Annotated in this window: 23 protein-coding genes; 15 read left to right on the forward strand and 8 right to left on the reverse strand. The window is 38.2% G+C overall.

Translation table 11 applies throughout. The annotated features are described in order from the left end of the window. Positions 1–57: 57 nt before the first annotated feature. Both FRZ67_RS22305 and miaB read right to left on the reverse strand, forming a co-directional pair. The gene (locus tag FRZ67_RS22305; protein ID WP_147192771.1) at positions 58–1323 is read right to left on the reverse strand and encodes a sigma-54 interaction domain-containing protein; all 1266 of its coding nucleotides are present in this window, start codon (positions 1321–1323) and stop codon (positions 58–60) included. A gap of 25 nt (positions 1324–1348) precedes the next feature. Next, positions 1349–2770 carry a tRNA (N6-isopentenyl adenosine(37)-C2)-methylthiotransferase MiaB gene (miaB, locus tag FRZ67_RS22310; protein ID WP_262713653.1) on the reverse strand — a complete coding sequence of 474 codons (1422 nt, stop codon included), beginning with the start codon at positions 2768–2770 and terminating at the stop codon, positions 1349–1351. A gap of 472 nt (positions 2771–3242) precedes the next feature. On the opposite strand from miaB, the gene FRZ67_RS22315 reads away from it, so the two are divergent. Further along, on the forward strand, positions 3243–4196 hold the full coding sequence (locus FRZ67_RS22315) for a DUF3078 domain-containing protein (RefSeq protein ID WP_147192772.1): 954 nt from the start codon (positions 3243–3245) through the stop codon (positions 4194–4196). Here the strand turns inward: FRZ67_RS22315 and FRZ67_RS22320 are convergent. Genes FRZ67_RS22320 through FRZ67_RS22330 form a run of 3 tightly spaced genes read right to left on the reverse strand, consistent with a single transcriptional unit; the run spans position 4193 to position 5737 of the window. Next, positions 4193–4708 carry a hypothetical protein gene (locus FRZ67_RS22320; RefSeq protein WP_147192773.1) on the reverse strand — a complete coding sequence of 172 codons (516 nt, stop codon included), beginning with the start codon at positions 4706–4708 and terminating at the stop codon, positions 4193–4195. The genes FRZ67_RS22315 and FRZ67_RS22320 overlap by 4 nt on opposite strands. Before the next feature lie 23 nt (positions 4709–4731). Next, positions 4732–4953, reverse strand: coding sequence for a hypothetical protein (locus tag FRZ67_RS22325; protein ID WP_147192774.1), 222 nt, complete (start codon positions 4951–4953; stop codon positions 4732–4734). A 7-nt stretch (positions 4954–4960) separates the two neighbouring features. After that, complete coding sequence (locus FRZ67_RS22330; protein WP_147192775.1) at positions 4961–5737, reverse strand: (Fe-S)-binding protein; 777 nt, start codon at positions 5735–5737, stop codon at positions 4961–4963. 244 nt (positions 5738–5981) lie between these two features. Here FRZ67_RS22330 and FRZ67_RS22335 point away from each other — a divergent pair, with 244 nt between their 5' ends. Continuing rightward, on the forward strand, positions 5982–6254 hold the full coding sequence (locus tag FRZ67_RS22335) for an ACT domain-containing protein (protein ID WP_147192776.1): 273 nt from the start codon (positions 5982–5984) through the stop codon (positions 6252–6254). 28 nt (positions 6255–6282) lie between these two features. Here FRZ67_RS22335 and FRZ67_RS22340 read toward each other — a convergent pair whose 3' ends face one another. Continuing rightward, on the reverse strand, positions 6283–9048 hold the full coding sequence (locus FRZ67_RS22340) for a PKD domain-containing protein (RefSeq protein ID WP_147192777.1): 2766 nt from the start codon (positions 9046–9048) through the stop codon (positions 6283–6285). A 90-nt stretch (positions 9049–9138) separates the two neighbouring features. Further along, positions 9139–9666 carry a hypothetical protein gene (locus FRZ67_RS22345; RefSeq protein WP_147192778.1) on the reverse strand — a complete coding sequence of 176 codons (528 nt, stop codon included), beginning with the start codon at positions 9664–9666 and terminating at the stop codon, positions 9139–9141. Between the two features lie 232 nt (positions 9667–9898). Here FRZ67_RS22345 and FRZ67_RS22350 point away from each other — a divergent pair, with 232 nt between their 5' ends. From FRZ67_RS22350 to FRZ67_RS22390, 9 genes are all read left to right on the forward strand, one after another. After that, a complete protein-coding gene (locus tag FRZ67_RS22350; protein ID WP_147192779.1) occupies positions 9899–10723 on the forward strand; it encodes a purine-nucleoside phosphorylase in 825 nt (274 codons plus the stop codon). A gap of 178 nt (positions 10724–10901) precedes the next feature. Further along, positions 10902–12929: a putative porin gene (locus tag FRZ67_RS22355; RefSeq protein ID WP_147192780.1), complete on the forward strand. Its 2028-nt coding sequence runs from the start codon at positions 10902–10904 to the stop codon at positions 12927–12929. 75 nt (positions 12930–13004) lie between these two features. After that, on the forward strand, positions 13005–13385 hold the full coding sequence (locus FRZ67_RS22360; RefSeq protein ID WP_445375999.1) for an HYC_CC_PP family protein: 381 nt from the start codon (positions 13005–13007) through the stop codon (positions 13383–13385). Between the two features lie 261 nt (positions 13386–13646). Further along, complete coding sequence (locus tag FRZ67_RS22365; RefSeq protein ID WP_147192782.1) at positions 13647–14117, forward strand: heavy-metal-associated domain-containing protein; 471 nt, start codon at positions 13647–13649, stop codon at positions 14115–14117. 61 nt (positions 14118–14178) lie between these two features. Next, positions 14179–14721 carry a heavy-metal-associated domain-containing protein gene (locus tag FRZ67_RS22370; RefSeq protein WP_147192783.1) on the forward strand — a complete coding sequence of 181 codons (543 nt, stop codon included), beginning with the start codon at positions 14179–14181 and terminating at the stop codon, positions 14719–14721. A gap of 60 nt (positions 14722–14781) precedes the next feature. Further along, positions 14782–15255 carry a TlpA family protein disulfide reductase gene (locus FRZ67_RS22375; RefSeq protein ID WP_147192784.1) on the forward strand — a complete coding sequence of 158 codons (474 nt, stop codon included), beginning with the start codon at positions 14782–14784 and terminating at the stop codon, positions 15253–15255. Between the two features lie 12 nt (positions 15256–15267). Further along, positions 15268–16077 (forward strand): hypothetical protein, encoded by an 810-nt coding sequence (locus FRZ67_RS22380; protein WP_147192785.1) that lies wholly within the window; start codon positions 15268–15270, stop codon positions 16075–16077. A 53-nt stretch (positions 16078–16130) separates the two neighbouring features. Beyond that, positions 16131–17186 carry a sialidase/neuraminidase family protein gene (locus FRZ67_RS22385; protein WP_147192786.1) on the forward strand — a complete coding sequence of 352 codons (1056 nt, stop codon included), beginning with the start codon at positions 16131–16133 and terminating at the stop codon, positions 17184–17186. Between the two features lie 243 nt (positions 17187–17429). Further along, positions 17430–18797 carry a hypothetical protein gene (locus FRZ67_RS22390; RefSeq protein WP_147192787.1) on the forward strand — a complete coding sequence of 456 codons (1368 nt, stop codon included), beginning with the start codon at positions 17430–17432 and terminating at the stop codon, positions 18795–18797. A gap of 83 nt (positions 18798–18880) precedes the next feature. Here the strand turns inward: FRZ67_RS22390 and FRZ67_RS22395 are convergent, their stop codons facing one another. Further along, positions 18881–20146, reverse strand: coding sequence for an aspartate kinase (locus FRZ67_RS22395; protein WP_147192788.1), 1266 nt, complete (start codon positions 20144–20146; stop codon positions 18881–18883). 111 nt (positions 20147–20257) lie between these two features. On the opposite strand from FRZ67_RS22395, the gene fbp reads away from it, so the two are divergent. The 4 genes from fbp (at position 20258) to FRZ67_RS22415 (ending at position 23333) form a co-directional block, all read left to right on the forward strand. Further along, positions 20258–21262, forward strand: coding sequence for a class 1 fructose-bisphosphatase (fbp, locus tag FRZ67_RS22400; RefSeq protein ID WP_147192789.1), 1005 nt, complete (start codon positions 20258–20260; stop codon positions 21260–21262). 253 nt (positions 21263–21515) lie between these two features. Beyond that, positions 21516–22013: a CAP domain-containing protein gene (locus FRZ67_RS22405; RefSeq protein ID WP_158638431.1), complete on the forward strand. Its 498-nt coding sequence runs from the start codon at positions 21516–21518 to the stop codon at positions 22011–22013. Positions 22014–22098: 85 nt separating this feature from the next. Continuing rightward, entirely contained in the window at positions 22099–22554 is a 456-nt protein-coding gene (locus FRZ67_RS22410; protein ID WP_147192791.1) for a GNAT family N-acetyltransferase, read from the forward strand. A gap of 14 nt (positions 22555–22568) precedes the next feature. Continuing rightward, entirely contained in the window at positions 22569–23333 is a 765-nt protein-coding gene (locus FRZ67_RS22415; RefSeq protein WP_147192792.1) for an ABC transporter ATP-binding protein, read from the forward strand. Positions 23334–23360 lie beyond the last annotated feature (27 nt).

The raw sequence follows: 23360 nt of genomic DNA on the forward strand, positions 1-23360 counted from the left end.
CACAAAAGTGCGACGCAACGATGTTTTATTTTTATTTTACATTATGGCCCCAAAAAACTACTCATCAATATCATATTCTTTTAGCTTACGATATAATGTTCTTTCGCTTATGCCAAGATCTGATGCAGCATCTTTTCGTTTGCCTTTGTGCTTCTTCAATGCTTTTATAATAAGCTCTTTTTCTTTGTCCATGATATTGAGCGACTCTTCAACCTCTTCATGATGATGAATCTCATCGTCATGCGTAAGTAATACTGGCTGTGCATTTGAAGCAGGTACCAGTTGCGGATGAACAGAAGGTGCACTGACTTGTTTATGCATTTCTCCATTAATGCTATTGTAATCATTCAACAAAGATTCCTGTGTGTAATTTGCTGCATGCCCTGCCAGTGATGGATTTTGTAATATTTCGAGAAACATTTTTTTGAGTTCTGTTACATCTTTCTTCATATCGAAGAAAAGCTTGTACAATATTTCTCTTTCATTTGCGAACTCTCCGTTATGTTGTGCGTTGGCGGCAAGAACCGGCAGCCTGCTAAAACTTTTCTCTGGTAAAAATTTTCTAAGTTCAGCACCCGTAACAAGTTGTTGCCCGCTCAATACAGATATCTGCTCTGCAATATTCTTTAATTCACGCACATTGCCGGGCCAGGTATAATTAATTAACAGGCTTTTTGCTTCCTCATCCAACTGTACCGGCATTGTTTTATAACGCTCTGCAAAATCAACCACAAATTTTCTGAAGAGCAACGGTATATCTTCTTTCCGATCTCTCAATGAAGGAACACGAATAGGTACGGTACTTAAACGGTAATAAAGATCTTCCCTGAACTTTCCTGATTGTGTAAACTCAAGCAGATCGCGGTTAGTGGCGGCAATAACACGCACATCGGTTTTTTGCACTTTGGAAGAACCCACACGGATGAATTCGCCTGTTTCCAAAACACGTAATAATCTTGCCTGGGTACCAATGGGCATTTCACCAATTTCATCTAAGAAAATCGTACCACCACTCACTGTTTCAAAATAACCTTTGCGGCTATCGACCGCACCGGTGAATGAACCTTTTTCATGACCAAATAATTCTGAATCTATGGTGCCTTCGGGAATAGCGCCGCAGTTTACTGCAATAAATGGGTTATGTTTTCTTGCAGATAAGGCATGTATGATCTGTGAAAAACTTTCTTTACCCACACCACTTTCACCAACGATCAGTACACTAAGATCTGTTACTGCTACCTGTATGGCAACATTAAGCGCATGATTCAATGCGGGTGAATTACCTATTATTCCAAACCTGTTTTTTATACTTTGTTTATCCATTTTGTATCATCCTTTTCAGGACGGTTTAAATTATCTCTCCCAACAATGTTGCCTGTGTGCAATCATTCACTTTTACCCAGGCATAATCTCCGGGCTTTAGATCATTATTCAATTTTGGAAATACAATTACTTTGTTTTGTGAGCTTCTGCCTTTCCATTCTGTAGTATTCTTTTTGCTGTTACCTTCTATCAATACTTTGAATGTTTTGCCAATATCTTTTTTATTGCTTTCCAGTGATAGCCTGTTTTGTAATTCTACAATTTCCTGCAGCCTTCTTTTCTTCACATCTTCAGGAATATCATCAGTATAACGGCGTGCAGCAAGTGTTCCCGGCCTCTCACTATAAAAGAACATATAACTCATATCGTATTGACTATATTCCATAATGCTCAATGTATCACGGTGGTCTTCCTCTGTTTCTGTACAGAAGCCAGCGATAATATCTGCACTGATACCGCAGTCAGGAACAATTTCTTTTATCTGTTTTACTTTGGCCATATACCATTCACGGGTATAGGTTCTGTTCATCAGTTGTAATATCCTTGTACTGCCACTTTGAACCGGCAAATGAATGTAGTTGCAGATGTTTTCATACTTAGCCATTGTATGCAATACTTCCCCGGTAATGTCTTTTGGATGAGATGTACTGAAACGAACGCGTAAAGAAGGATCGATCAAAGCAACCATTTCCATAAGCCTGGCAAAAGTTATGGTTTCATTGGTAGTTTCATTTACCCAATAATAACTATCAACATTCTGCCCCAGAAGTGTTACCTCTTTAAAGCCTCTGCTGAATAAATCTCTTGCTTCATTTACTATGGAAACAGCATCCCTGCTGCGTTCGCGGCCACGTGTAAAAGGCACAACACAGAAGCTGCACATATTATTGCAGCCACGCATAATGGAAATAAATGCTGTAATGCCATTACTGTCTAAACGAACAGGAGAAATATCTGCATAAGTTTCATCGCGGCTCAATAAAACGTTTACTGCTTTCTGGCCTGTTTCAGCTTCTTCAATTAAACCGGGGAGACTGCGATAAGCGTCCGGTCCAACAACAATATCAACGAGTTTTTCTTCTTCGAGTAATTTAGATTTTAAGCGTTCTGCCATACAACCCAATACGCCGATCAATAAACCTGGTCTTGCTTCTTTTACTTTTCTAAATTCAGTCAAACGTTTGCGTACTGTTTGTTCTGCTTTTTCCCGAATAGAACATGTGTTGAGAAATATTAGATCGGCATCTTCAAAATTGCGGGTAGCACCAAAACCTTCTTTATTCAAAATAGAAGCTATTATTTCACTATCACTGAAATTCATGGCACAGCCATAACTTTCTATATAAAATTTTTTCCTGTACACATTAACCTCTTCTTTGAATGGCGCAAACGCTTCTCCCTGGCGGGTTTCATCGTGTACTTTCTCAGCAATTTCAAGCATTTCCATTATAGGAATAATTTTATTTTTTAGTTTTTGGTACCGGACTGTATCACTTTTGTCATCGCATGTTGCGTCGCACACTTGAACGCATTGTTATCAATTAAGCAGACGATGTACACGTAATTTTACTTTGATTGCCCGGTAATTTATTTGACCAGTTATTAATAAGCCTGCAAAAATAACTAAAAGATCGTTACTGACTGTTTGGCAGTTTCTTAACATTTTTTAAGTACCGGGAAGTTAAATTTGCTTCCATTACAACAGTGCGGCAACAGTTTATTTTTTGGTAATAAACAGTCAGGTATTTAACCCATTCGCATTGTACTTTGCAGCTTGCAACATACATTATTGAGAATTGAGTTGTTTAATAGAATTGTTGCAGATGCAGTGTGCGACGCAACAGAAGCTAAATAGTATTACCCTTTGACGGGTACCAAAAAAATCTGATAGGAAGTATTCAAACACGTTTATTGAAAGCATGAGAAAGCGATTCCTGTTTTTTTTCCTGGTTTGTTTACAGTTTGCGGCTTTTGCCCAGGATATTCCTGTGAAAACACTGCCTACAGAAATTTTCAAAAGTGTAACGAGAAAAGCTACTGATACTTTTACCGTTTGGAAATGGAAAAGAGGCGGCCTGATAAATGTAAATTTTTCCCAAGGCACATTGAGTAACTGGGCTGCGGGTGGAGATGATTTTTCACTGGCTACAGGAGCTTATGTCAATTATTATATTTATCACCAGGGAGGCAAGCATAACTGGGATAATAACCTGGATTTTAATTTTGGGTTAATAAAAACCTCCAGCCTGGGCACACGTAAAAATGATGATAGAGTAGAGGTAATATCCAAGTACGGTTTAAAAGTAGACACAACGGGAAAAGTATTTGCTTCGATGCTGTATAATTTTCGTTCACAACTTTTTGATGGGTTAACTTATATAGGGGACAGCGGTTATTTGTCTTCTTCATTTATGTCGCCGGCTTATTTCCTTTTATCACTTGGGTTTGATTATAAGCCTTCGCCCGTATTTTCATTGTTTCTTTCTCCATTAACAGAGAGGATAACTCTTGTTGCCAATGAAAAGCTTAATTCAAAAGGGGTATATGGAGTTCCTGCAGGCAGAAGTTACATTGCGCAGATTGGCGCATTTGCTTCCATAAATTATAATAAGGAAATATTTAAGAATGTAAAATACAAAGGTAAGCTTGATTTGTTTTCTGATTACACCAATAACCCCAAAAATGTGGATATGTATTTTACCAACCTTTTTGCTTTCAAGATCAATAAATTTTTATCGGCAACATATAGTCTTGATATGATCTATGATGATGATGTAAGGCTATTCGGGAAAAATAATAACAGCCCTGGCCTGCAGCTGAAAAGCCTTATCGGTATTGGTTTCCTGATGCCCATGAGCCCTGTGGTGAATTAAGCTTTTTGCAGGGTATTTATTCTTGATGCAAGCCAGCTTTCTTTAACAGGAATGATCCATTTATCCAGCAACTCATTTTTGGTAGATACAAGGTTATTAAAGTATAAAGTATCTGTATTGATATAATTATTTTCAATGGCATAATTAACCTGTGCCATTGGTAATAACTGCACTTTATCTTTTATAAGGAAAGCAAGCATTTGCCTATCGAACATATTTACACCAAACTGTTCTTCTATTTGTTTGATAACACGCACAGAACTATCCGTGCTGCAGCCACTAACCCCGGTAGCAGTTTCATCTGCGATTAATATAATAAATTGTCCGTACAACAAATTGGCGTAACCTTTTACAGGTGTACCATGGCTTTGCCATTTCTGAACAAATGCTTTAAGCATATCTTCTATTTGAAATGCTTCAGGTATAGTAAATAAACGGCTGCTTTGATAGATCCATACACGGGATGTATCGTGAAAGTCTGCTGGAATAGTTTCTCTGTAATCAAAATTCATGATGCAAAGATAAGCTGCAAATATTATTCTGTCTTTTTTGCCGGCGTCAATAAAATCATAAGTATGGCACTTATTAAAGACCGTGATAATAAAAACACCCAGAATGAAATATGTGATAATTCGTAGTTTTTATCGCTGTAAATAAAAAAATCAAAGAGAAAGAAAAGTAATGTGATCAGACCAAAGGTGAGCAGGAAATCTTTCCAGGTAAATTTTCTGATGATCTTTCTGATGAAATTTCTCATAGTAGTTTTAAATACTTGCTGCAATGATCTCTGCTATATCGAGTACCTGTACATCCTGTTCTTTTTCACGGTTCTTTACGCCGTCTGTTATCATTGTATTGCAAAAAGGGCACGCTGCAGCAATAACATTTGGTTTTAGCTTCAGTGCTTCATCTGTGCGTTCGATGTTTATACGTTTATCACCGGGTTCATCTTCTTTAAACATCTGAGCGCCACCAGCGCCGCAGCAAAGACCATTTGTTCGGCAGCGTTTCATTTCTACCAGTTCCGCGTCTAATATTTCCAAAACTTTTCTTGGTGCTTCATAAATATTGTTTGCACGACCAAGATAGCAACTGTCATGATAAGTGATGCGCTTGCCTTTAAAACTACCGCCTTCTTTTAATTTTATTTTTCCTTCGTTGATAAGCTGCTGCAGAAATGTGGTATGGTGTATTACTTCATAATTGCCGCCCAGTTCAGGGTACTCATTTTTCAATGTGTTGAAGCAATGAGGACAGGCAGTAACAATTTTTTTAATTCCGTAATTGTTAAGCACCTGTATATTATTATAAGCCATCATTTGAAAAAGAAATTCATTGCCGGCTCTTCTGGCAGGATCGCCGGTGCAAGCTTCTTCTTTTCCAAGTATGGCATACTTTATACCTACTTTATTTAGTATAGTTGCAAATGCTTTGGTGATCTTTTGAGCCCGCTGATCAAAACTACCTGCACAACCTACCCAAAATAAAATGTCAGGTGCTTCTCCGTTCATCATCATTTCTGCCATAGCGGGAACATTCATGTGTAAATCATTTTTTTCAAATGTATGGTAAAAGCTAAAGTTTAAAAAGTTTAGGTGCTTACAAACGTATGGTGTTTTGCATTTCAAACTGAAGCTCAATATATTTCCGAACCCTGAAGTGAGTGACACAACAAGCGATGCCATATAGTGAAATGTTGATAACAAAATAAAATTTGTAATTATGCATTTTTACAACAATTGCAGCACAGTAATTGCTGCAATATTTAAAATGTAAAACTAATCTATGCGAATTCAATTTATAAAAAATGTGCATTTTACAAAGCTGGTGAAGATTAATGGACGCAATGTGAAGGAATTTAATTTTCGTAAAATGAGAAATGGTGAAGCAGAGTTATTTAGTGTGGATGTGAGCGATGACCGTGGTAACCGGATTATGTTTCAGATGGAAAAAGAAGGAAACATTTGGCATATTACCAACGACGGACTCCCTTCCTGGATAATGGATAATGAAATAAAACTAAATGAACTTATTGAGGAGGAATTAAAAAACTTATAAGTCTGTTGGATGAAGCGCTATAACAATTTTATCTTAATATAGCCACCCATCCACTTAGTTTAGGTGCTGCAACTTTGCGGTCAATTATGTAATAATAAGTACCAACAGGTAGCGGTGTTCCGTTAAATGTTCCGTCCCAGGCCTTACTGTAGCCCACGCTGCGGTATACAACCTGCCCATACCTGTTGTATACCTGTACTGTTACACCCGGGTAGGAATCGAGGTAGTTTATAATCCACGTATCGTTGATGCCATCACCATTGGGGGAAAATGCATTGGGTATGAGTGGTGTCTTTAAGACTTTTATAAACACATCATCTTTACTGATACAGTTGTCTGCTGATTTTACTGTTAATGTATAAGTGATATCATCTACAGGATTTACCTTGGGGGTTATAACCAGGTTGTTTTCAATGGCGGTATTGGGTGTCCACAAATATGTAATATTATTGCCGGTTGCAGTAGCATCAATGGTAATAAAACCTCCTTCCAATAAAGTTCTGTCAGGACCAGCATTTACTGTTGGTTGCGGATATACAAGAATGGATTGAGCAGTGGCGTCTTTGCATCCGTTATCTGCAGTATAAGTATAAACGATGCTGTGTACACCATTGCCTGCAGCCTGCGGATTGAACAGACCATTAGCACTAACACCGCTGCCACTAAAGATTCCTGTACCGCTAATACCATTTATTTCACGTGCTTGTGTAATGGTAAATGGAGTGATGCCTTCGCATACAGCATTCATAGCACTAAATTGTGCCAGTGGGCTTGCTTTAAGCGTAATCGTTTGCTGTGTTTCATTTACACAGTTAATACCTGAATAAGCAATATACTTTATTACAAAATCTTTAGTGGCAGGGTTACCAAAATCTGCATAACGATAACTATACTTTTTTCCATTTGCAGGAAACTCATCAGTAACCTTATTAGCCGGATCATTTTGATAATCCCAATAGATCTCTACTTTGGTAATGCTGCCGAAATTAACAGATGAATGATCTGTAATAGTAATATCCTGGTTGCTGCAAAGATTGGCGGTATTGTCAACTGTAAAGTTTGCCAGCGGCAATGCACCATTTACAGTGAATGGTTTGGTTATGTTATTTACACAGCCATCTTTTGAAGTTACAGTGAGCTGAACATTATAAACGCCAATGGAAGTATAGCTATGTTGAGGATTTTTTTGGGTAGATATATTTGGATTGCCTGATGTAGCATTCGCATCACCAAAGTTCCAGAGGTAATTAAACTGTGCTTCGCTGTTATCTGCAATAGCGGAAGCATTTGTAAAAGCGGCAAAAGGATCACTTAGGCAAACTTCGGGCAAAATAAAATCAGGTACAGGCAGGTCATGAATCAATACCTGCTGCACCAATGTGTCGCTGCATGCTTTATCTGTTGAAGTAATTAAAGTAACAGCATAAGTTTTTGCCGGTGAAAAAATATGCGCAGGATTGACAGTAACATCAACACTTCCATCACCAAAATCCCAGTTGTATTTTGTAATTGTTTGCCCAGTTGCGGTGGTTGATTGGTCAGTAAACTGTACCGGGCCATTTTCACAAGCAGGAACAGATGAGCTAAACTTCGTAACAGGATTATCGTATAAAGCAACTACAGTTGAATCAATATTTTTACAACTGTTACTATTGGTTACAAGCACATAATATTTTCCTGATGCTACGGTATTGTTAATGCTAACTGTTTGCCCGGTTGCCGTAAAATTATTAGGACCTGTCCATGTATAATTTGTGCCGCCTGTTGCAGTCAGGGCAATAGCGGCCCCGCTGCATTTAGGGCCATCGTTTACAGCACTGGTTACAGGGTTAGCATTTACAACAACTGTAAGTGCATTGGATGCTACACGGCAAGTGCTGATATTAATATTACCTGCCTCCGAAACTGCTAACCGGTATTGATAATTACCTGCACCTGTTGGCTGCCTCGTATAACTGCTGTTTACAGCACCAGGTATATCTTTCCAGGTAATACCATTATCTGTACTTAACTGCCATTGATAAGAGGGTGCAGTATAACCTGCAGAAACAGTTGCAGAAAATTTAAATGCAGTAGTATCGCCAACGCAAGAATTTACAGAAGTAGTTGCATTGTTGTTTACAATAGATGCGTTGACCAATGGTCCGCATGGACGAAAAGTAATATCATCCAGTGCCAGATCATTACCACAACCACCAGGCGCATTATTAACAATGCGTATCACTATATCACTTATGCCGACCGGTGTTTTAAAAAAGAAGCCATATTGTTTCCATTGAGGCGAAGCATCGGCCTGAATTGGCCCGGTATTAAAGGTTTGAAGTTTAGTAAGTCCATCCGTGGTCTCAATTGTAAAAGTAAGATCAGGCGTTATACCTGCACTATTACAGGCAGTAGTCTTGAGCACGTTAACCACCCACGATGCAAATTCAAAAGTGGTACTTGGGCATAATCCGCGGATCGTATCTACATAAAAAGTGCCGGGGAATACAGAAGCGTTCACCAGCATAAAATAGCCATTCGCATCACCGGTATGATCTTTTGTAAGTGAATGCCATGAATCTCCAAAACAACTGGTGGTGCTGTTTCTTATAGTATAATATCCGTCATTGGGACAATCATTGGTTACAAAACCATAATTAGTAGGAAATTTTGGAGAAGGCCCCGGGTTTGGGCCCGAGCCAAAAGTAATATTCACCACAGGATCTCCCAGGCTGCCTTGGCATAGTTGTGCTTTTGTTGGTTTAACAGCAATAATGAATACAAAAATTATAAGGCAATTACGGATCGTCAATGGTTGCTTATTTCGATAAAAATAAGGCTTGCGTTTTATTTGAGTGGTTGAAATACGGTTAATTATTTTTTGGTACAAGCTATAGTGCTGCTATTTGGCTTTGGTTGTGTCACTCACTTGTACAGACGGATTCTTTACTGAGCCACTAAACTCCTGGTTGCTGAAAGGCGGGCTTGCAGGCATTTTTATAACATTAAACCCATGATCTGTTGCTTTATGGCATTGGTTACAGGTGTTTGTCAGCAAAATATAACTATTCTTAAACCGGGCAAGATCTTTTTGTGCAATGGCATTGTTTAAACTATCAATTGGTGCATCTATCATACCGATTTCATTTGTTTCTTTTCTATCGGTGCAATATTCTTTTATATCATCCAGCGATTCCTGTATTTCATGAACCTCAAAATCTGCAAGCTGCCAGTTTTGATTTTGCCCCGCAAACCAAAGTTTTGCATGATGAATCTGAATGCCGCTCATAAACTCTCCAAAGCCGGGCTTGTATGTGTTGGCAAGTTTGGTTTGCAAACTATCTATACGGTTTTGTAAAAGTTGATTGCTTGGCTGTGTGTTACAGGCAAGTAGTATAAGTGAAAAGGAAAAGAAGGTGATGCGTTTCATTTTAAAACTATAATTTATTATTTGCAAATGATCTCAAATATACAACTAGCTTTAAACCTATTTGTTTTCCCGCCTGCCCCATAAAAGAAGAACGCACAAGTGAGTGACACAACAGGTGATGACCAAAGCTCTATAGCCTGTCAACAAATAAATCGACTACACTTTATAATTACCACCAATTTATTATTGCTGCCGCATCGCCTATATTTGCCACCATATTAAAACAGGCATTATGGCATCTGAATTAATGCAGCAATTAACAGAAACCACTTCGTTCATAAAAAATATTTACGCCGCTACGCCAGAGGTTGGAATTATTTTAGGAAGCGGACTTGGCAATCTGGTAAAAGAAATGCAGGTAGAACAGGAGATCGGCTATGAACAAATTCCACATTTCCCGTTAAGCACCGTAATTGGTCACAGCGGTAAAATGTTGTTTGGTACACTTAGTGGTAAAAAAGTAATGGTGATGGCCGGCCGGTTTCATTTTTATGAAGGTTATATGCCACAGCAAGTGGTGTATCCTGTGAGGGTTATGAAAATGCTGGGCGTACAGACACTGCTGTTGTCTAATGCCGCAGGCAGTGTAAACCCTGCATATAATGTTGGCGACCTGATGATCATAAAAGATCATATCAGCTTCTTTACGGTAAACCCGTTGCTTGGCAAAAATGAAGAAGCACTGGGCACACGTTTTCCTGACATGAGTGAGCCTTATAGCAAAACGTTAATCGCAAAAGCACATGAAATAGGAAAGAAGCTCGGTTATAATTTGCATGAAGGAATTTATACCGGTGTTACCGGTCCCACTTTTGAAACCCGCGCAGAATACATGCTTATAAAAATGGTTGGCGGCGATGTAGTGGGTATGAGCACTGTACAGGAAGCCATTGCTGCAACGCATGCAGGAATGAAGGTTTTTGCAGTAAGTGTGGTAACAGACATTGGCATAAGAGAAGATGAAAACATTATCACACACGAAGAAGTATTGGCGGCTGCGAAAGAGGCTGAGCCAAAACTTACCGCTTTATTTAAAGAGCTAACGGGGATTTTGTAGTTGTTAAGCGTATTTTTTATGAGCCCGGCTGTTGCAGTGCTATTAAACTTTTGTTGCGTCGCACACTTCAGGTTCCTGCTGAATATGCAGCAATAAGTGCGTTATTACTAAAACCTGTAGCCTGAATTATCTTTTCATTCACAGCTTTACGCTTATTTTGCGCAATTGTTTACCATACATGCTTAAAAGGCGATCTAATTATATTATTTGTTTTTTTGTTGCGATGGCTGCATGCATTTCTGTACATGCTCAAAATGATGATCTTCCTACAAGGAGGGTTGACAATCTGGGCAGGCCCATTAACCCTTCCAGAAAAGATTCTGCGAGTGACAAACTACAGCATCGCGATGCGTATGCAGATTCTATTACTATCAGCTACCATTACTTTGATTCTACAAAAACATATAAGCTCGATTCTTCTGTAAGTGATTTTTATTCACGTTATCCTGTTTCTTATAATTACACAGACCTGGGCAATTTTGGAAATGCCGCCAGATCCATTATCTTCTCGCCATATATGAAACCTGGTTTTGATGCAGGTTTTCATGCATACGATGTATACAAATACAAGGTGGAGGATACAAAAATATTCACTACCACAAGGCCTTATACCGAACTGGCCTATTTACTTGGCAGTAAGTCTGAACAATTCATAGATATGCTGCATACTCAAAACCGCAACAGTAACCTTAATTTCTCTTTTGGTTTCAGGCTCATCAATGCGCCGGGAACTTTTAAGAACCAAAATACGAATCATAATAATATACGTATTGCAGTTGCCTATACCAGTAAGAACAAACGCTACAACAATACCTTTATTTTTATTAATAATAAAATGCAGTCATCGGATAATGGGGGCGTACAGGATGATAAAGCACTTGCGAATAATGAGAGCTTTAGTGATCCGTTCAGAATACCCACAAGACTGGGAACTGAATCGCAATTTACAAGGAACCCATTCTCCACAAAGATCACTACGGGCACAGAATACAAACAAAATATTCTTTTGTTTCGCCAGCAATATGATCTTGGTCAGAAAGATTCATTGGTTACAGATTCTGTTACTTATCATTTATTTTATCCACGCATAAGATTTCAGCATAGTATTGAATTTACGAGAGAGAATTATCTGTTCCAGGATCTTGTACCTATAGATTCTTTGTATTTGAAGTATTATAATTTTAACCTTAGCAGCGATACCGTTTCTTTCAGGGATCAATGGAGTAAACTTACCAACGAATTTGCAGTGGTTTCTTTTCCTGAGAAAAATAACCAGAACCAATTTCTTAAACTTGGGGCCGGATATGAAATGATCGCTGGCGGTTATTATCCTTACAAAACCAAATATAATAATGTTTATTTCACTGGCGAATACCGTAACCGTACACGTAATAAAAAATGGGATGTTGTGATAAGTGGGCGTCTTTACAGTGCAGGTAGTTACGCCGGAGATTATGAAGCCTATGCAAGCCTTGAAAGACTACTTGAAAATAATAAAGGAAATCTGCAGCTTGGTTTTCAGGATGTAAACAGATCACAGTCTGCAATTTTTTCAAACAACGTTACCGCTTTTCCTGTAATTACAAATGGTGAAAATTTTAATAAAGAAAATATAGCCAAGGCATTCGCTGCTGTTAATTTTTCTAAACTTGGTCTCAGCCTTGTAGGTGATTATTACATAGTAAGCAACTATGTTTATATGGATGACTTTTTTCATGCACAGCAGGAATCTGCATTGTTTAATGTGCTGCATGTTGGTGCGCAAAAGAAAATCAAATTAAAGAAAAACTGGTATTGGTACATAGAAGCTCATTTTCAGCAAACTGCCGGTAACCCGCCTGTTAATCTCCCTGTTTTACTTACCAGGCAGCGCTTTGCATTTGAAGGTAACTTCTTTAAAAATTTATTCTTGTCAACCGGCTTTGAAGTAAGATACAATACTCCTTACGATGCTGATAATTATTCTCCATTTACGGGCCAGTTTATTTACCAGAACGATTTCAGCACTATTGCAAACAGGCCCGATATAAATGCATACTTTAATTTCAGGATCAAAAGTTTTAAAGGTTTCATAAGAGCAGAAAACATCAATTCACTTAATACGAGCGATAAATTTAAATTCACGAGGAATAATTTTTCTGCACCGCATTATCCACAACGCCCATTCTGGTTCAGGCTCGGCATCTGGTGGAACTTTGTAAACTAACTTAATCAGCTTTTAACAAAAAAATGCGCAAGGTCATGAAGTTTATTACGTTAGTAATGTAGTTTTGTATTGTACATGAAAAAGACAGTTGCCTTGATATTAGCGTTTATGTACCTCGGCCTTACTTCCGGGCTCGCGGTAAACATACACTATTGTATGGGCAAGATTGCTGAAGTACAATTAGACAATTACCAGGAAAAATCCTGCAAGTGTGAAAGCAAAACGCCAATGCCTTGTTGCAATCATCAGTATGAATTGCTAAAAGTAAATGATGCACACCAGCAGGCAGTTGCAGACATTTCCATCAAAGCACCAGAGATCAATCTTCATACTTTCGATAATCTTATGGCGCGGCTTACACTTTCGCAAATACAGCGTGAAGTAAATGTTGCACATGCGCCACCTTTATTATCTCCTCCTGATATTTATATTCAGAACTGCGTTTTCAGAATCTGATCTTACTTAATGTAGTTAGTTCTTTATGAACCCAGCTACAGTTCATCCATTAGACTTTCCTTGCGTCGCACTCTTGTACTGCTGAATAGTTTTCAGCAATCAGTAGTCAGGCTTCAGCAAAATATGTTTAGTTTTTACTGAATACTGATACACGATAGCTGATAACTGGTCCAAATGTACAAGTGAGTGACACAACGAAGCTAAATAGTTATTCAAAAGTTAAGTACCAAAAATTCTTAAACATAATTTCAATTTCATTTTATGAAAGCAAAATATTTCATGCTTGCTCTTTTGTTTGCAGGCTTTTCATTTGTTTCATTTGCAAAATCAAATACAGATACCATTAAAGTTGCCGGCAATTGCGGGATGTGCAAAGGCCATATAGAAAAGGCAGCTAAAGATGCAGGCGCTACATCTGCGGTTTGGGATAAGGAAAGCAAGATACTTGTAGTTGAATACGATGCTGCTAAAACAAGCAACATGGATATTCAGAAAAAAGTTGCCGCCGCAGGCTACGATACACAGGATGTAAAAGCGTCTGATAAATCTTACAATAAATTAGATAAATGCTGCCAGTACGAAAGACCTAATGCAACAATGAATATGAAAGCAAGTTGCTGCAAGGATATGGAAAATTGTAGTAAAGATGGTTGTTGCAAAAGCGATATGAGTTGCTGTAAAAAAGATGCGGAAGCTGATTGCTGCAAAGACGGTAAATGCAAGACAATGTAGATGAATTTAAAATATAATTCCGGGGTTGACAGTACCCCGGAATTTCAAATAATGATGAAATATGAAAAAGCTAGTGACAGCATTCGTATTATTGATAGCTTCTTTAATAACCAATGCACAAATAACAAAAGCAAAACTGGTAGCAAGCGGTTTAACCTGTTCTATGTGTTCTAAAGCAATTTATGAAGCATTGCAGAAGGTAAATACTATAGAAAATGTAAAGGCAAACATCAAAGAATCGAGTTACAATATTGTGTTCAAAAAAGATGTAACTGTTTCTCCTGATGATGTAAAAAAAGCTGTTGAAGATGCAGGTTTTTCCGTTGCCAAACTGCAGGTTACTGTTAGTTTCGATAACGTGGAAATAAAGAATGACGGGCATGTAAAAGTAGGCGGCATAAACCTGCACTTCCTTAACGTGCAACCACAAACATTGAATGGTGAAAAAGTATTGACCGTTCTTGATAAGAATTTTGAATCAGCAAAGGACTTTAAAAAATATGCGGGATATACTACTATGAAATGCTTTGCAACAGGTGTTATGGAAAGTTGCTGCAGTGATAGTGGTAAAGCAGGCGAACGTATTTATCATGTAACAATTTAGTGAATGCGGCGTGGTTAGGTTACTATTAAGCACTCACTAATAAATTTCAATTTTATAAAAATGAAAAAAGCAGTTTCTGTATTTTCTTTTCTTTTGTTTGCAATGGTGGCATTTTCACAAGATATTTCGACGGGAAGCCAGGCAGCAGAAATAAATCTTCCTGATCTAAAAGGTAAGAAAATAAGTCTTAGTTCTTTAAAAGGAAAAGTGGTACTGATCGACTTTTGGGCAAGCTGGTGTGTGCCTTGCAGGAAAACAATCCCGTTATTGAAAAAATTATATACAGAATATCAGCCAAAAGGCTTTGAGATCTATGGTATTTCGGTGGATAATGAATCGTATAGCTGGAAAGACGCAGTGAAGAAAAATGGAATCACATGGCTGCAGGTGCTTGACGCTACCGGAGAGACTGCCGGTGTATGGAACGTGAATTACATACCCAATACTTTTCTTTTAGACAAAACGGGAAAGATCGTTGCGATAAATCCTACAGAAGAAGAACTGCAAAAGCACTTACAGGAACTGCTTAAATAAAGCAGTGGTCAAATGAAAAAAATATGGATACTTTTTTTGCTTGTGTCTTTTAAAGCACATGCACAGGAATTGTTTGTTTATACAGAGCCTGCGAGTAATATGCCACTGGGTTCATTAGGCATACGTATGGCCAATATGCTTATGGATGAAAAGAAGAGCAGCAATTACGAATATCATCTTGTGCCTGAATTAATGTGGGGCGTAAACAAAAGGCTGATGCTGCATGCAGATGCATTTCTAAGTAATGCAAATAAAAATTTTGCTGCAGAAGGTGGAAGTTTTTATGGTAAGTACAGGTTCTTAAGTACAGACCAGGTGCACAATCATTTTCGTATGGCTGCATATGGCAGGTATAGTTTCAACAACAGCGAAATTCATCAGCAGGAAATAGATCTCTATGGTCACAACAGTGGCTGGCAAACGGGCGTGGTTGCCACACAGTTGTTACACAAAGTGGCATTGTCTGCAAATCTTTCTTACTTGCAGGCAATGGACAATGGAAATGCGAATAAATTTCCTGATGTGCAATCAAATAGTGCAGTTAACTATTCACTTTCTTTTGGAAAATTAATGTTACCAAAAGAGTATGTTGATTACAATCAAACCAATCTTAACCTGATGGTAGAATTACTTGGGCAAACATTGGGCAGTAATAACGGTTCTTATTTAGATATTGCTTCATCTGTTCAATTCATATTCAAAAGCCAGGCAAGAATTGATATTGGTTACCGGCAACAACTTATGAGTTCTATGTACAGAACAGCGCCTAATGGATTTTTGTTACGGTTTGAGTATTTGATCTTTAATGCGTTCAAAAAATAAAATGACATTTCGTAATAGGAATGTAAAAGAACTATCACCTGTAAACGGTATGTATGAAAAGAATGATAATATTTTTTTTCTCTATGATACTGGTAAATCTTTGTAATGCGCAACAAGCACCGGTAAAGAATACAGAAGCAGTCGTCATTAATGGCAGCATGCCATCTGTTGCAACTGATTCAAAAGACATGCTGCACATCGTGTTTATTAGTGGTGAGAAACTAGAATGCATTTCATCTTCGGATAAGGGAAATAACTTTTCAAAACCAGTTATCATCGACAGTATCAAAAATGTTTTTGGGGTGGCAGGCCGTGGGCCACAAATTGTAAACACGACAAGTGGATTATGCGTATTGGCACCAGATAAGAATGGCGATATTCATTGCTATTACAGCGATATAAATGATAAGTGGCAAAAACAAGGAAAGGTTAATGATATGGATGCTGTTGCTAAGGAAGGGTTTGTTTCCTTGTCAGCAAATGGTGATAGTGTTTATGCTGTATGGCTTGATCTGCGCAATAATGAAAAGAATAAAATTGCAGGAGCTTTATCAGTTGATGGTGGCAGGCATTGGCAAAAAAATAAGATCATTTATCAATCGCCGTCAGGTACGGTTTGTGAATGTTGCAAACCTTCTCTTTCGTTTACACGATCTGGTATACATGTTATGTTCAGAAATAATATTGATGGCAACCGTGATCTTTATGTTATGCACTCCGCCGATGGAAGTGATTTTGATAAGCCGAAAAAACTTGGGCAAGGTAACTGGAAATTAAATGCGTGTCCGATGGATGGAGGCGGTATTGTTGATGATGGCAATGGTAATCAACAAACAGTATGGCGAAGGGCTGATACAATATTCAGTTGTAAACCCAGGCAAAAAGAAGAGCCAATTGGTAAGGGTCGTAACTGTGTTATAACATCAGTTGGTAACGATTATGTGTATGCATGGATTGAAAATAACAACATAGTTTGTTTACTGCCAAATGGAAAAAAAATAAATGCAGGTGAAGGAAGTTTTCCTTTACTCAAATCAGTTAATGAAAAAGAAGTCATTTGCATCTGGCAAAATGATAAGAATATCTTCGGAAGGCTCATCAGTTTATGATCACTAAAATTTTATAAGCAGTAACAATAATTGTATAACATACTGTTGCAGTAATTGAATGAATTTTGTACCATACAATTGAATAAGCATTAAGCGCTCGTTGCGTCGCACTCTTGTACGTTTGGTTCACGACTCAGCAAGGTTGAATGATGCTCAGTAATGTACAAGGCGTTGCAAAGTGCGACGCAAGTAAAGTAAAATAGTAGTACTTCAGCCGGGACAATAATTATAACAAACTAATCTATGAAAAATTTTATTGGAATAGTATTTATGCTGGCAACATTGCAGGTTACTGCACAACATCAGCACAACATGAATATGACTGATACAGTGCCTGCAAAAGATTCTATGATGGACATGAATATGGATATGGGAGATATGGATCGCGATATGCAGATGCCGGGAATGAATCATGCATATTCTTTATCGCTGCCGATGAGCCGCAATGGTTCAGGTACATCATGGAGCCCTGATAACACGCCAATGTATATGATGATGAAACATGGAAAGAAAGATATGTGGATGTTTCATGGAAGTATATGGCTGCGTTATAATAACCAGGAGCTTTTGAAGAAAGCACTCCGCAGCGATGCGCAGTTTGATGCGCCCAACTGGTTCATGGTAATGTATAACAGGCAGGTTGGTAAAAATGGTTTATTGAATGTAACGGGCATGTTTAGCTTTGATGCATTAACGGTTGGCAAAAGTGGCTATCCTTTATTGTTTCAATCAGGCGAATCGTTTGAAGGAAAGACATTGGTTGATCGTCAGCACCCGCATGATCTCTTTGCTGCACTGAGTGTTGGGTACACGCAACGTTTGAGTAAGAAGGTTGATGTGTTTGGTTATTTCGGTTATCCCGGTGAGCCTGCTATAAGTGCGCCTACATTTATGCATCGTATCAGTGCAATGAATGATCCTGACGCACCATTAAGCCATCACTGGCAGGATGCGACACATATTACATTTGGTGTCGCAACAATTGGTGTACGTGTTGATAAATTCAAATTAGAAGTTTCAGATTTTACCGGTCGGGAACCTGATGAGCATCGCTATAATTTTGACCCAATGCGTTTTGATAGTTACAGTTACCGGCTGTCTTATAATCCAAACAAATCATGGGCTTTGCAGTTTTCTCAAGCTTATTTGCACAGCCCGGAATTATTGCATCCTGAGGAAAATATCTGGCGCTATACTGCATCTGCGTTGTATGCATCACCAGTTGATGCAAAAGGAAAATATTTTACTTCCGCATTTGTATGGGGTATGAATGATATCGGTAAGAATGATCGTGAACATTCTTTGTTATTGGAAGGAACGCAACAGTTTACAAAGCAAGCTGTGTACGGCAGGTATGAGTTTGTACAAAAATCTTCAGAAGAACTTGCTTTAGAAGAGGCATTTGATCATGATAAAATTTTCAACATTCATAAACTTACTATTGGTACGAACAGAAAATTATTTGCGGCAGGTCCGGTTGACTTTTTACTTGGTGCGCAGTTATCTGTAAATCTTCCACCGCCATCTTTGCAGAGTTTATATAGAAATATTCCATTAGCAGGTCAAGTGTATTTGCAGATAAGACCCTCGCTGAATAAAATGAAAATGTAGTTATAATGTTGCCATGAAATTATTTAGTACAAGTGAGTGACACAACACAGATGCCACGAAGCACTAAAGTCTGCAAACAAAATCTAATTCTTATACAACACCTGTACTGTTTGCCTATCCTGTTGCTTCAATACAATTTCTTTACCTGTAGTCATTTCATCAAGCAATGTTTCAGTGTAATGACGAATCGTTAAAAGACTTAAACCTTTCTCCACCTGCACATCAAATATATTACTGGCTTCAGCAGCAAGATGATCTATTTTATCGCTTTTATCATCCAAACAAACCTGCAAACTAATAGCACCTGTTTGAATAAGATTAGGGCGAATTTTATTATGTGCAAAAAACTCGTACAAACGGCTCATGGGTTTTTCGCCAACAAAAGAAAAATCCTGGCTATGCAAATGCAGGAGCGCCTGGTTTTGTTTTATAATAATAATTGGTGGCAAATGTTTCGGTTGTTTTTTATAAATAACCGTTCCGGGCAAAGAAGGATCAATAAAACTTTTTACATGCAGCGGTATTCCTTTATTCTGCAAAGGCTTGATGGTCTTGGGATGTATGATCTGTGCGCCATAATAAGCCATCTCAATTACTTCGTCAAAACTTAGTTCGTGAATTATTTCAGCATCAGGAAATTGTTTAGGATCGGCACTCATCACCGCTTCTACATCTTTCCAGATCGTTTGACTTTCGGCATTCAAAAGGTTGGCAAAAATAGCGGCAGTAAAATCGCTCCCTTCGCGGCCAAGTGTGGTACTTTCATTTTCATCTGTTGCACCGATAAAACCTTGCGTAATGATGATCTTGTTTGCTGCAAATAATGGAACGATAGATTCATTTACACGTTGTGCAGTATAAGTCCAGTCAATCGTAGCATCACGAAAGTTATCATCGGTCCTGATGATGTCACGCACATCGATCCACTTGTTGGCAACTTTCATTTCATTCAGGTAATAACTAACGATGCAGGTGCTCAATAATTCACCCACACAAACCACCTGATCGTAGTAATAATCAAATTCCCGTACAGGTTTATCATGCAGCAACCATTCCACTTCAGTAAAAAATGAATTCAGTTGTTCAATGCACGCATTAAAGTGTGTAACCAATAGATATTTTGCAGTAGTTGTATGTTGTTTTTTGATACCATCGAAAAGTTGCAATGCATTTTCTTTATCGCCTGCAAAGAATGCTTCTACTACTTTCTCAAGCGCATTAGTGGTTTTGCCCATGGCCGAAATAATGATCATCAGCTCATCTGAACTGTACTCCTTTATAATTGCTGCCACATTTTGAATTCTTTCTATGCTATTAACACTTGCACCACCAAATTTGAAAACTTTCATACGATTCTTTTGAAACCTGTTAATAATTGTTCTAACCTGTTGAACAAAGATAGGGGGAATGAAAAATACATTTTTTTTGGAAGGCTACTTTTGCACTAAACGATTCTACCTATGGCCATCAGCAGAAAAATATTAACGCTCGACGAGTTTACCATTCAGCAATACCGCACTATACCTAATGCTACAGGCGAATTAAGTAGCTTATTAAGAGATATTGGTTTGGCAGCAAAGCGTGTGAATGTTCAGGTGAACAAAGCAGGCCTCGCTGATATTCTTGGCTATGATGGTACAACTAATATACAGGGCGAAGATGTAATGAAGCTGGATGTTTTTGCGAACAATCAATTTATGAATGTATTGAAACATGGTATTAGTTGTGCAGGTTGTGCCAGCGAAGAGATGGATGATATTGTGATCTTCGATGATGAGATCAGCAACAACAGCAAATATGTGGTAATGTTCGACCCTGTTGATGGCAGCAACAATATTGATGTGAATATTTCTATCGGTACCATCTTTGGTGTGTACAAAAGAAAGAGTAAGATCGGTGGGCCATGCACTAAAGAAGATTTTCTGCAATCCGGCATTAATCAGGTAGCGGCAGGTTATGTGGTGTATGGTTCTTCTACGATGCTCGTATATGCTACACGCCGCGGTGTAAACGGTTTTACACTCGATCCTTCTATCGGCGAATTTTGTTTAAGCCATCCTGATATTAAATGCCCTGAACATGGAAAGATCTATTCTGTTAACCATGGCAATTTCTTCCAGTATGAAGATTTTGTAAAGAAATATATCACTGCCTGCCAGGAAAAAACAAAGGCAAACGGTGGGCCTTATTCGCAGCGTTATTTTGGAAGCATGGTTGCTGACCTGCACCGCAATCTTATCAAGGGTGGCATCTTTATGTATCCTACAACCGCCGATAACCGCAACGGTAAACTGCGCATGCAATACGAGTGTAATCCTTTCGCTTTTATTGTTGAAGTGGCGGGTGGTAAAGCAACAAATGGCAAAGAAAGAATTCTTGATCTTCACCCAACAGAGTTGCACCAGCGCACACCTGTTTTTATTGGCAGTAAAGCCATGGTAGAAGAACTGGAAAGTTTTATATAATATTAAATTGGGGGTTTATTTTTTAGTCCGCGGCTTTTTTAGTTGTGGACTTTTTTTATGAACCCGGCTGAAATACTTTATGGCATCGGTTGTTGCGTCGCACTCTTGTACATCCTGAATTTTGTTCGGCAAGTGCACAATCATCATTCTAAATCTTATATATTTTATGTAAGGATTTTTTTACAAATTCATTGTGAAATTCTGGTACTACAAATGCTTTACTTGCTGAATGATCAATAAAAGAAATTTTTCAATGACAAATCGTTTTGCTTTATATACTTTATTTACCTTTTTACTTTTGTCAGCCTTACCATCCTGTGCGCAACGAAACACAAGTTCTTCTTCTGTTTCTTATGATATTTCTGCAGATTTTACTTCTCTTCAGAACGATATTTTAAAACTGGTAAATAAGCATCGCACTGCGATGGGGTTAAATGTATTGCAAATGAATGATGCTGCAACAGCAGAGGCCACCAAACACAGCGCGGATATGGCAAAAGGTAGAATGAGTTTTGGTCACGATGGATATGATGAAAGAATGCAACATCTTACTCAAAAATTAGGAACACTACATGCCACTGGTGAAAATGTTGCCTATGGAAAATTAAATGCAGCACAGGTAATGGATATGTGGCTGAATAGTCCCGGACATAAAAAAAATATTGAAGGTAATTTCTCTATGATAGGTATTGGTATTGCCAAAAGCAGAAGTGGTTATTTATACTTTACACAAATCTTCCTGCTTAAATAAATTTCACCTTCAATTCTTCTAATATCTTTTACTTTGCTTTTCCGCAATCGTCTCCTGGAAGAGACGTTGCGATAAATTGAAAGCAATGATAGAAATTATACCATACTCCGATGAATATGCGGCCGTATTTAAAGTATTGAATCTTGAGTGGCTCGACAAATACAATCTTACAGAATCTCACGATCTTCTTATACTCAACGATCCCAAAGGAACGATCATTGATAATGGGGGCGCCATTTTTCTTGCAAAATCGGGCGATGAAATTGTAGGCAGTGCAGCAATTATAAACGAAGGGTATGGAGTTTTTGAGCTTGCTAAAATGACTGTTGCAACTGCATTCCAGGGAAAGGGAATCAGCAAACTGTTATTGGAAAAATGTTTGGAAGCAGCTAAAGCGAAGAACGCAAAAAAATTAATCCTTTTCTCCAACAGCCAGCTGCAAACAGCAATTTCCCTCTACAAAAAATATGGATTCAAACATGTGGATGTAACAGATGCACCTTTCCTTACGGCAGATATAAAAATGGAATTACCTTTATAGCTTATTATACGTGTATGTCAAAGACTATTATTTCGGTTAAGAATCTTGTAAAAAAATATGGCGATTTTACGGCGGTGAACGGCATTAGTTTCGATGTGCAGGAAGGAGAAATATTTGGTTTGCTTGGCCCTAATGGTGCAGGAAAATCAACCACGCTGGAGATCATCGAAACGCTACGCGAAAAAACAAGTGGAGAAATTACTGTTGACGGTCTCAATCTTGATATAAATCCTAATGATATCAAAAAGATCATTGGTGTGCAGTTGCAAACTGCCGGTTATTATCCCGGCTTAAAACTGGTTGAACTGATCAGTTTATTTGCAGGCTTATATAACCGCTCTGTAAATGCGATGGAATTGTTAGATACCGTTAATCTTCGCGATAAGGCAAAAAGTAAATTCAAAGAATTAAGTGGCGGACAAAAACAACGGTTTTCCATTGCTACAACGCTCATCAATCAACCGAAAATTATTTTTCTTGATGAACCTACAACAGGCTTAGATCCGCAGGCAAGAAGAAATTTATGGGATCTAATCCGCGGCATTCGCGATCGTGGTGCTACAGTAATTATTACCACGCATTATATGGATGAAGCAGAAATTCTTTGCGATCGTGTTGCCATCATTGATACGGGAAAAATTATTTCACTTGCATCGCCTGATAAATTGATCGATGATCTTGTTGCCACTGGTTTCGAAAGACCAAAAGAAGTAAAGAAAGCAAATCTTGAAGATGTGTTCATTCATTTGACGGGAAAAGAGTGGAGGGATGAATCATGATACTGAACAATGAATGCTTTTATGAAC

The organism is Panacibacter ginsenosidivorans (genome assembly GCF_007971225.1).
Lineage (GTDB): Bacteria > Bacteroidota > Bacteroidia > Chitinophagales > Chitinophagaceae > Panacibacter > Panacibacter ginsenosidivorans.